This is a genomic window from Novipirellula artificiosorum (assembly GCF_007860135.1).
GTDB lineage: Bacteria > Planctomycetota > Planctomycetia > Pirellulales > Pirellulaceae > Novipirellula_A > Novipirellula_A artificiosorum.
The window spans coordinates 1-11,095 of the sequence record NZ_SJPV01000040.1; the positions used below are offsets into that span (position 1 = coordinate 1).

An 11,095-nucleotide genomic window follows, 5' to 3' on the forward strand; every position below is an offset into this window, starting at 1 on the left:
GCAGCACCAACGCGGATCCTCAATTGAGGATAATTCGCGGCGTCCAGCAAAAAGTCCAGTGGAGTTGCACACAAAACCAACCCGTCAATGCATGCAAAACGCAGGAGTTATGTGGTACAACGAGCCCTTTGGGAGAGGTCGAGCGCAGCGAGCGGGAGGGGTGGTGTGCCCTCGCAGCGGGAGAGGTCGAGCGCAGCGAGCGGGAGTTCGCGAGGGACGTGAGAAGAATAAGTGTCGCGAGCTTCCAGCTTGCGTTACCGATATCGCTAGCTGAAAGCTTACGTCGCTTCTCAGACACCCAAGTTGTTTTTCGCACGTTCCTCAGGATCAATCACCTACCGCGATAGATTGCAGCGAAGGTCTTTCGGTCGACGAATCGTCCGGATTCGACACAAACGGGTTCAGAGAAGGATGTTCTTTCTGTAAATTTTTCGGAAAAACGAATTGTGATCGTGCGGCAATCGAAAGAATCGGAAGAATCCTTATCGATGCCTATTGTAGCGGCAGGGGTTCTTAGTGGTGAATTATTGCCCATAAGTGGTTTTTCGAGGAAGCTCCTTGTTGCTCCAGATCATTTTCCGTTTCTTTTCGCGGAACAAACTTCGTTGGCTGGTGTTAACCGCGTTTTGTGCATTGGTATCGCGGTCGCTGCTTTCCCGGTTTCGCCCTCCGGTGGCGTTCCGAGCAAGCCGATCTGAGGGCATTTATGGTTGATTTTGTGGTGATGGGATCGCCTTTAATGCGCCGTGTGGAGGAGTCGTTTCCCCTCTGCGATGTATTTTGTTTTTGACCCGATAAGGGTGGGTGAAAGCACTGAGTTTCCAACCGGATTGAGTTCTGTTTCGGCCAGTTGATGATTGTTTTCGTCTTGAGAGCTCAGCGTGGTTGCTTTTTCGCCGCAAATCTGCCACAATTGTGGCGTGGTCGTAAGGGTGTTTGCGGCTCCGCTAAATCGTAGTATTCCCCTTGGCGTACTCGAAACACCCTCTTGTCATCACAGATCTAGTCGATCGTGGAGCACTCGTGGCGCCGGGAGTTGCTTCCAAATTCTCATTTCTTTTTTGTTTCAGGAGAAACTGTATGAGCGCACGTCGAAATCGTGTGACCGGTTTTACGCTGGTCGAATTGCTGGTGGTCATCGCGATCATCGGTGTTTTAGTTGGACTTCTTTTGCCTGCGGTGCAGGCAGCGCGCGAAGCAGCTCGTCGTATGAGTTGCAGCAACAACGTCAAGCAAATCGGCTTGGCACTTCACAACTACCACTCGGCATTCGGTCAAATTCCGATCCAAGGTGGTGGTACGTTCCGTGACGATACCAACGGAAACTCGACGCCCGACCATAACCGTCGTCGTTTGAGTTGGTTGATTCCGATCACTCCCTTCATCGAGCAACAAGCGCTTTGGGAGCAGATCAGCAATCCTTACGATTTGAATCAGGACGGCGTGATCGCTTGGACGGATGTCAACGGTGACTGTCAACCAATGGGGCCGCGCCCATGGAACACGAACTACGATCCTTGGATGACCGAGATTCCTGGGTTCCGTTGCCCGAGCGATCCAGGTTCGGGAGCCCCTGCCATGGCACGAACCAACTACGCCTGTTGCATCGGTGACAGCTCGGATTGGGTCAACTGGGGTTTCTGGCGCTGGCAAAACAACACTTGGAACCAAGGTCACATCAATGCGGCCAACGCAGCGAACCGTGGTTTTTTCTACATGCGTAAGGGCAACGCCAAGTTCCGCGACGTCCTTGACGGCTTGTCCAACACCATCGCAGTTGGCGAAATCGCCACCGGCTTGGGTGATCGCGACATCCGCACCGATCCCTATTACGGGATTGGCTGGGGAACGATTCACAACAATCCTTCGGCCTGTGCCGACGCTGGCGGGCTGATTGACTCGTTGCGTCCCCAGTACTGGGATGCCTCGGTCGGGAACACCAACCCAGGATTGCGAAACAACACTTGGAAGCGTGGTTTCCGTTGGTCCGACTCGGTTCCGGTTTACACCTGTTTCACCACGATGACCGCTCCGAACCGCGAGGTTTGCATGGGCGGTGGCGGTGACTTTGATACCGGTTCGGAACCGCCAAGCAGCCGTCACCAAGGTGGCGTGCATTGCTTGATGGGTGACGGTGCGGTGAAGTTCATCACCGATTCGATCGAAGCAGGCAACAGCCGAGCTCCCGTTGTCAAGAACGGCAGCATCAACCCACCAGGTTCGAAGAGCCCGTACGGTTTGTGGGGTGCTTTGGGAACGCGTGCTAGTAAGGAATCGGTAAGCGGCGATTTTTAGTGCCGCCTCCGATTAGAGAGAATCTTCCAGCCCCGGGATCGTGTTTGCGAATCCGGGGCTGTTTTTTGTATGGGGCAAGTCTTGTCGCCGCGCGGTGATTTCGGATTCTCGCTTGGGATGAGTTCGAGCGTGAAGCAGCGAAGTTTCCGGCTTAGCTGGAAAGCGTTCAGGAAAATTCTCTGTTTTTTTTCCTGTTTGCAATTGTGATTTTCCGGCAATCCTGAAATCTGGATGGTTCGGTAGCGTTGCGGCGAGTGCCGCTTTCCACTTCGTGGGTTGGCGGCAGGCTGTTCGGTGGCTCGTTGCAGCGCCACCGCGGTTCGACTTGATCGCAATTCCTGGTTTGAGCGATCGGGGGGTTCGGGGCCGTTGCTAGCGCATCCACCCAATAAATTCCGATTTTTTTGATTTGCTGCTTGGCCCTTTCAGAGCTCGAATTGCCCGGGGCGTGCGCCGCATCCAGGGCAGGGCCGAGGCAGGTGGTCGGGTTGATTTGTGGTTTGTTTTCGGTCAACCGACTTCTGTCTTATCTCTCCTCGAAATACCCTCGCCAGGCTGGTTGAATGGCGTAAGAAAGAAGGGTTTCTTGTCGTTTCTCTTCGTTGGGTATTGAGACAGGTTTCGAATGGCTGGCATCTGTTGCGCCACAGATATCGCCCAAATCGCTTGATTCGGCCATTGCGTACTGCCAAACTGGGGTTATGGCAGTAAGGTCCTTTCGCGGCACCGCGAGGTTTTTTGGGGCCTGCGCTTGCCCATTCTGGTCGAACAGGCCAGGGACTGAAGGAGGGTGCCCTTTTCCGTTCAAGTATTTTCATTTCTTTTTCGTTTAGGAGAGCTCGTATGAGTGCACGTCGAAAACGTGTGACTGGCTTTACGCTGGTCGAATTGTTGGTGGTCATTGCCATCATCGGTGTCTTAGTCGGACTTCTTTTGCCTGCGGTTCAGGCAGCCCGCGAAGCAGCTCGTCGTATGAGTTGCAGTAACAACGTCAAGCAAATCGGCTTGGCACTTCACAACTACCACTCGGCGTTCGGTCAGATTCCGACCCAAGGTGGTGGTACGTTCCGTGACGATACCAACGGAAACGCGACGCCCGACCATAACCGTCGTCGTTTGAGTTGGTTGATTCCGATCACTCCCTTCATCGAGCAACAAGCGCTTTGGGAGCAGATCAGCAATCCTTATGACATGGACGGGGACGGCGTGATCGCTTGGACGGATGTCAACGGTGACTGTCAACCAATGGGGCCGCGCCCATGGAACACGAACTACGATCCTTGGATGACCGAGATTCCTGGGTTCCGCTGCCCGAGCGATCCAGGTTCGGGAGCCCCTGCGATGGCACGAACCAATTACGCTTGTTGCATCGGTGACAGCTCGGACTGGGTTAACTGGGGTTTTTGGCGTTGGCAAAACAATAGTTGGAACCAAGGTCACATCAATTCGGCTAACGCAGCGAACCGTGGTTTCTTCTACATGCGTAAGGGCAACGCCAAGTTCCGCGACGTCCTTGACGGCTTGTCCAACACCATCGCAGTTGGCGAAATCGCCAGCGGATTGGGTGACCGCGACATCCGCACCGATCCCTATTACGGGATTGGCTGGGGAACGATTCACAACAATCCTTCGGCCTGTGCCGACGCTGGCGGGCTGATTGACTCGTTGCGTCCCCAGTACTGGGATGCCTCGGTCGGGAACACCAACCCAGGATTGCGAAACAACACTTGGAAGCGTGGTTTCCGTTGGTCGGACTCCGTTCCGGTTTACACCTGTTTCACCACGATGACCGCTCCGAACCGCGAGGTTTGCATGGGCGGTGGCGGTGACTTTGATACCGGTTCGGAACCTCCGAGCAGCCGTCACCAAGGTGGCGTGCATTGCTTGATGGGTGACGGTGCGGTGAAGTTCATCACCGATTCGATCGAAGCAGGCAACAGCCGTGCTCCGGTCGTCAAGGTCGGCAGCATCAACCCACCGGGATCGAAGAGCCCGTACGGTTTGTGGGGTGCTTTGGGAACGCGTGCAAGTAAGGAATCGGTCGAGGGCGATTTTTAGCATCGCCTCGGAAATTCTGGGCACGCCCTAGCCCTTGGTGATTCACTCGAAGCCGTATGCAATTTTTATTGCATGCGGCTTTTTGACGCGCCGACATCGCCCTTCGGACCGTCAGCAGCTGCCAGTCAGCGGTCGACCGGTGGCTGTCCCGTCCTCGAATTTGAAGTTGGCTTGGCTCTGACGTTTCCGTTTGATTCGCTTCAATGACACGAGGAATCACGAGAGAAACGTCTCGTTCAGGGGTGTCCCCTTTTTGCTGCACGCAGTGGTGGGTGCATCGTTGAGGCGTCGGCCGGTGCGTGGATACCGTCTTTGCGGTTGCATCCCCATTTCGGCAGGGAGCGCATGCCGTCAAGTCGATCGCTCCTGTCTACGACGGTCTTGCATATCATCCGATCGTTATTAGGATCAAGTTGCGAGTGATCACTGCTTCATGGCGACTCAGCAAAGCTTGGTTGCACGTTGTTGACTCGTCATCCCTGGAAAGGGATGAGTGCCCACCTGTTTTGGCCCCCACCTATTTGTTTTTCGCACCAGCCATGAATCCGCATGGGGTATCGGTGCGCGCTGGTTTTTTCGCTCGCGTGTGAGGTTGAGCGAATGCACGCAGGCGTGCTGAACCGGCGCTTAAGGCAAATTGACGCGGGGTGAAAAATGTGGGTGTCCCCTTTTGTAGAGAGGAAGTAGGATGGTGTTGTTTGGCGAGGTGATCGACGGGGCACGCTGCAAGTTGCAGCCACTGGAGGCGAGTTCGTCGTTTTTCGCTAAGAACAAGATTTGCTGAGAGCGATGTGGATGCTTCGCATGGTGCGGAGGATCGAATTTTTACGTACAGATCACTTCAATCTGATTTTTAGGAGAGTTACATGAATTCACGACGACAGGATCGGCGTGGTTTTACGCTGGTGGAGTTGCTGGTGGTGATTGCCATCATCGGTGTGTTGGTCGGGTTACTGTTGCCTGCGGTTCAGGCAGCGCGCGAAGCAGCTCGTCGAATGAGTTGCAGCAACAACGTCAAGCAGATTGGCTTGGCACTTCACAATTATCACTCGGCATTCGGGCAATGTCCGACTCAAGCCGGTGGTACGTTTTTGGACAACACTAACGGCGGTAACAACAACCGTCGTCGGCTAAGCTGGTTGATTCCGATGACGCCGTTCATCGAACAGCAAGCGTTGTGGGAGCAGATCAACAATCCTTTTGACCGCGATGCGGATGGTGTCGTTGATTACCCTGCGATGGGTCCTGAGCCTTGGAATACCAATTACGATCCATGGATGACCGAGATCCCTGGATTCCGTTGCCCAAGCGATCCCGGTTCGGGCGCTCCAGCGATGGCACGCACCAACTATGCGGCTTGCATTGGCGACAGCACGGACTGGGTCAACTGGGGTTTCTGGCGTTGGGAAAGCAACAGCTGGAATCAAGGTCACATCAACTCAGCCAACGCCGCGAACCGTGGCTTCTTTTACCCTCGCAAAGCGATGAAATTCCGCGACATCCTTGACGGCTTGTCCAATACGGTCGCCGTGGGTGAAATTGCCACCGGATTGGGTGACCGCGACATCCGCACCGATCCCTATTACGGGATCGGTTGGAACGCGATCCACAACAATCCATCGGCCTGTGCCGACGCCGGTGGGCTGATTGACTCGCTGCGTCCTCAGTATTGGGATGCGGCGGTCGGGGATACCGCAAACCCGGGATTGCGCAGCAATGGTTGGAAGCGGGGTTACCGTTGGTCCGACTCGGTTCCGGTTTACACCTGTTTCACCACGATGACCGCTCCGAACCGCGAGGTTTGCATGGGGGGATCCGGCGACTTTGATACCGGTTCGGAACCTCCGAGCAGCCGTCACCAAGGTGGCGTGCACGTCTTGATGGGTGACGGTGCGGTGAAGTTCATCACCGATTCGATCGAAGCGGGCAACAGCCGTGCTCCGGTCGTCAAGGTCAACAGCATCAACCCACCGGGATCGAAGAGCCCGTACGGTTTGTGGGGTGCCCTTGGTACTCGCGCCAGTAAAGAATCGGTGCAAGGCGAGTTTTAGCCTCGGCGAGCTCCGACGCATCGTGAAGTGACTAGCGCCCACGGCAACCGTTGCCGCGGGCGTTTTTCGTAGCTTGAGGTCGCCGAGTTCCTTCTGGTCATCGCGGGGCAGCCGTGGAGGGTTCTTCATCCGTCCAAGCCTATTCCCCGTAACCCTTTGTATGCAATCAGCTCACACCGATTGAGTCAAAAACAGACTGCGCACGTTGGAGTCGTAGGCTTTAGCCGATTCAGCAGGGATCCAGCACGCAATCGGCTAAAGCCTACCACTCCAACGAACCATCCGGACTTAGCCGGCATTTTCTCAACCGATGCCGCCTCAAAAGAGCGTCTAACTTAGGAAATGGGTCAAACCAAGGAAAACGACCACGGAGTGGTCAAAGAGGGTAGCCGGGGGTCAGAGCGAAGCGAACACCCCCGGCCGCTCACAACACCTCTGAAACACAAAAACGCAACTTATAAATCGCACGTTCCGCCAAGCGGTTAGGTTTCACAGCCCAAAGTCGACGCGCCCTGGGGGCCCTCCCCCTCGCTGCGCTCGACCCCTCCCACTGCGCGGGCAGGGGTGGTTGGATACCTAAACACGGTGTTAGTCACAACTAAAAAACCGGACGACCTCTCCCCGCGAGCACGCGGGGCGAGGGGAGCCAGAATCCATCATCGCGACTTGAGTCGATCACTATCATCTCTCTGGATGGGGGGCGCTAAACTGCACAACCTCCAAGTGATCCATGGGCATCGCTGCGCTCAGCCGATGGCTACCCTCATTGATCACGACGTGGTCACTGCTACCGGGCACTCCCTAAGTTGGCTCCTCTCTAAAAGCGTTACACCAACTTGCGCCGCGAATCATCCGGGCTAGCCTCGTGGTTTGTCACAGCGAAGAACTGGGGAAGGACGGACTTGCCGTCTGTCATTTCGGTCAATAAAGAACGGACTGGAAGTCCGTTCTACAAATTCACAGCAACCCTCAAATTGTGATTGACCACTCGGCAAGTCCTGGGGCGTCATCAGCGCACCGGTGTCGGTGATCGGAAGAAAAAGGAAGAGGCCCCTGGCATGAATGTCACGGGCGTTTCTTAATTTCCAACAATCCGAATAATTCCTCGGAACCAATTCGAGGCCCAGGCATTTAATGGATCAGAAGTTTCGTATTGGAAGGCGTTGAGTTGTCCTTCAAATTCACGGCGTGTCCTGTCTCTTCGAAGGAACGCTGTTGAATGCTGGGTTGACGCCCTCCTTCGGCAGTCGCTTGTTTTCAATGTTTGGAACCTCCGTCCCTGCCACGGAGCTGGCGGTTTGCGCTGACGTTGCTCGGCGGATGCGTTCGGTAGTTTGTTCGCTGCATGGTGCAGGGGACTGGTTCTAATGTGTATTGCTATTCCTGGAGAGTTTCTCATGAATTCGAATCGTTTGGATCGGCGTGGTTTCACGCTGGTCGAGTTGCTGGTGGTCATTGCGATCATCGGTGTTTTGGTTGGCCTTCTTTTGCCTGCGGTTCAGGCAGCCCGCGAAGCAGCTCGTCGTATGAGTTGCAGTAACAATGTCAAGCAGATCGGCTTGGCGCTTCATAACTACCACTCGGCGTTCGGTCAGATTCCGACCCAAGGTGGTGGTACGTTCCGTCATGATACCAACGGAAACTCGACGCCCGATCATAACCGTCGTCGATTGAGCTGGTTAATTCCGATCACTCCCTTCATCGAGCAACAAGCGCTTTGGGAGCAGATCAGCAATCCGTATGACCTGAATCAGGATGGCGTGATCGCTTGGACCGATGTCAATGGTGACTGTCAACCGATGGGGCCGCGTCCCTGGAGCACCGACTACGATCCTTGGATGACGGAGATTCCTGGGTTCCGTTGCCCGAGCGATCCCGGTTCGGGAGCCCCTGCGATGGCACGAACCAACTATGCAGCTTGCATTGGCGACAGCTCCGACTGGGTCAACTGGGGTTTCTGGCGTTGGGAAAGCAACAGTTGGAACCAAGGTCACATCAATGCAGCCAACGCAGCGAACCGTGGCTTCTTCTACATGCGTAAGGGCAACGCCAAGTTCCGCGACATTCTCGACGGCTTGTCGAATACGATCGCCGTGGGTGAAATCGCCACCGGATTGGGTGACCGTGACATCCGCACCGATCCCTACTACGGGATTGGCTGGAACAATATCCACAACAATCCATCGGCTTGTGCCGACGCTACGGGCCTGATTGACTCGCTTCGTCCTCAGTATTGGGATGCGGCGGTAGGGGATACCGCGAACCCTGGATTGCGCAGCAACGGTTGGAAGCGGGGTTACCGTTGGTCGGACTCGGTTCCGGTTTACACCTGCTTCACCACGATGACCGCTCCGAACCGCGAGGTTTGCATGGGCGGATCCGGCGACTTTGATACCGGTTCGGAACCTCCGAGCAGCCGTCACCAAGGCGGCGTGCATGTCTTGATGGGTGACGGGGCGGTGAAGTTCATCACCGATTCGATCGAAGCGGGCAACAGCCGTGCCCCGGTCGTCAAGGTCGGCAGCATCAACCCGCCGGGGTCGAAGAGCCCGTACGGTTTGTGGGGTGCCCTCGGTACCCGCGCCAGTAAAGAATCGGTGCAAGGCGAGTTTTAGCCTCGGCGAGCTCCGACGCATCCTAAAGTGATTAGCGCCCGCGGCAACCGTTGCCGCGGGCGTTTTTCGTAGCTTGAGGTCGCCGAGTTCCTTCTGGTCATCGCGGGGCAGTCGTGGAGGGTTATTCATCCGTCCAAACCTATTCCCCGTAACCCTTTGTATGCAATCAGCTCACACCGATTGAGTCAAAAACAGACTGCGCACGTTAGAGTCGTAGGCTTTAGCCGATTCAGCAGGGATCCAGCACGCAATCGGCTAAAGCCTACCACTCCAACGAATCATCCAGTTTAGCCGGCATTTCTCAACCGATGCCGCCTCAAAAGAGCGTCTAACTTAGGAAATGGGTCAAACCAAGGAAAACGACCACGGAGTGGTCAAAGGTGGTAGCCGGGGGTGAGAGCGAAGCGAACACCCCCGGCCGCTCACAACACCTCTGAAACACAAAAACGCAACTTATAAATCGCACGTTCCGCCAAGCGGTTAGGTTTCACAGCCCAAAGTCGACGCGCCCTGGGGGCCCTCCCCCTCGCTGCGCTCGACCCCTCCCGCTGCGCGGGCAGGGGTGGTTGGATACCTAAACACGGTGTTAGTCACAACTAAAAAACCGGACGACCTCTCCCCGCGAGCACGCGGGGCGAGGGGAGCCAGAATCCATCATCGCGACTTGAGTCGATCACTATCATCTCTCTGGATGGGGGACGCTAAACTGCACAACCTCCAAGTGATCCATGGGCATCGCTGCGCTCAGCCCATGGCTACCTTCTTTGACCACGTCGTGGTCGCTGCTACCGACAAGGCCTAAGCCGGACGTTCTGTAAAGGCGGTACACCAACTTGCGCCGCGAATCATCCGCGCAAGGGAACGTTTGGCACACGATTGGTCCCCTACGCCGAATCCGGTACAATGTGGGGGTTGTTACCCTTTTCCCACGCTGATCGCGGAAATGCCAAGGAGACCATGTCCACTTCCTCTTCCCTTCGACTCGCCCCGCTGATTGTCGGCGAGGTGCTTTTTGACCAGTTCGAAGATGGGCGAAAAATACTGGGTGGCGCCCCCTTCAATGTGGCATGGAATTTGCGGGGATTGCAGCAACGTCCGACGTTTGTTTCGGCAGTGGGCGACGATCTCGATGGCAAGACGATTCGCCAGCGGATGGCTCAGTGGAACATGGATTTGGTCGGTTTGCAGACGTTGCCGGGGCAACGAACCGGCACGGTGGAGGTCAGCCTTGACCAGGGCCAGCCCTCTTATGAGATTGTTTTTCCGTGCGCCTATGACTTCATTCGTCCGGTGCCGTTGTTCGAGTCGGCCGATTCGTTTTCGTTGCTTTATCATGGGTCGTTGGCTTTGCGTGGCGAACAATCTCGGGAAACGATCACAAGGCTCGGTCGACAAGCCGCAGCGGCTCAGGTTCCTCGTTTTGTCGACATCAACATTCGCCAGCCCTGGTTTGATCGGCAATGGTTGCCGGTGTTGGTGCAAGACGCCAAGTTTGTGAAGCTGAACGATGAAGAATTGGAATGGCTATCGAGCATGCCTTGCCAGACGGATGATCAAATTTTGCGAGCGGTGCAGTCGTTCCGTGACCAACATGGGGGCGAGGTATACTTCATCACCTGCGGTTCCCGTGGCGCCTATGCGATCGAAGGCGATCAGTTGACGTTTGCTGCGGCCCCCAAACCGGATGTGATGGTGGACACCGTGGGGGCGGGCGACGGTTTTGCCGCCGCGACGATCGACGGGCTGTTGCGAGCGTTACCGTACCAAGAAGTGCTTGATCGGGCCGTTCAGTTTGCGGCACGCATCTGTACGCTTCACGGCGCGACGACGACGGACGAAAATGTCTACCGAACAATCTAGTGCTTTGTCCAAATTCAATCTTGGGGTAGTGGACGAGGCCACGAGTCCCCAGCCTACGGCGGCATACGGCGAATCAGGGAGGACTCGTTGCCTCGTCCACTTCTATGAAATGTTTGCTGCTGTCAAGTGACTGTTGTGTTGGGGTGGTTGTTGATTGAGTTTGCGTTTAAACGATCCGGTTCCCCATTCTTCTATCCGAGCTCTGATGGCCCAAGT

General features: G+C 55.7%; 6 protein-coding genes. 5 read left to right on the forward strand and 1 reads right to left on the reverse strand.

Translation table 11 applies throughout. The features are described 5' to 3' along the window. The first annotated feature begins 1,080 nt into the window (after positions 1–1,080). A complete protein-coding gene (locus Poly41_RS33320; protein WP_146531695.1) occupies positions 1,081–2,295 on the forward strand; it encodes a DUF1559 domain-containing protein in 1,215 nt (404 codons plus the stop codon). Positions 2,296–2,461: 166 nt separating this feature from the next. On the opposite strand, the gene Poly41_RS33325 is transcribed toward Poly41_RS33320, so the two are convergent. After that, positions 2,462–2,809 (reverse strand): hypothetical protein, encoded by a 348-nt coding sequence (locus Poly41_RS33325; protein ID WP_146531696.1) that lies wholly within the window; start codon positions 2,807–2,809, stop codon positions 2,462–2,464. 329 nt (positions 2,810–3,138) lie between these two features. Between Poly41_RS33325 and Poly41_RS33330 the strand changes: the two genes are divergently transcribed. The 4 genes from Poly41_RS33330 to Poly41_RS33345 all read left to right on the forward strand — a co-directional run bounded on the left by Poly41_RS33330 (position 3,139) and on the right by Poly41_RS33345 (position 10,879). After that, complete coding sequence (locus Poly41_RS33330; RefSeq protein ID WP_146531697.1) at positions 3,139–4,353, forward strand: DUF1559 domain-containing protein; 1,215 nt, start codon at positions 3,139–3,141, stop codon at positions 4,351–4,353. An 866-nt stretch (positions 4,354–5,219) separates the two neighbouring features. Then, complete coding sequence (locus Poly41_RS33335) at positions 5,220–6,404, forward strand: DUF1559 domain-containing protein (RefSeq protein WP_146531698.1); 1,185 nt, start codon at positions 5,220–5,222, stop codon at positions 6,402–6,404. 1,397 nt (positions 6,405–7,801) lie between these two features. Continuing rightward, positions 7,802–9,019, forward strand: coding sequence for a DUF1559 domain-containing protein (locus tag Poly41_RS33340; RefSeq protein ID WP_146531699.1), 1,218 nt, complete (start codon positions 7,802–7,804; stop codon positions 9,017–9,019). A 957-nt stretch (positions 9,020–9,976) separates the two neighbouring features. Then, a complete protein-coding gene (locus tag Poly41_RS33345; RefSeq protein ID WP_197231988.1) occupies positions 9,977–10,879 on the forward strand; it encodes a carbohydrate kinase family protein in 903 nt (300 codons plus the stop codon). Positions 10,880–11,095: the final 216 nt, after the last annotated feature.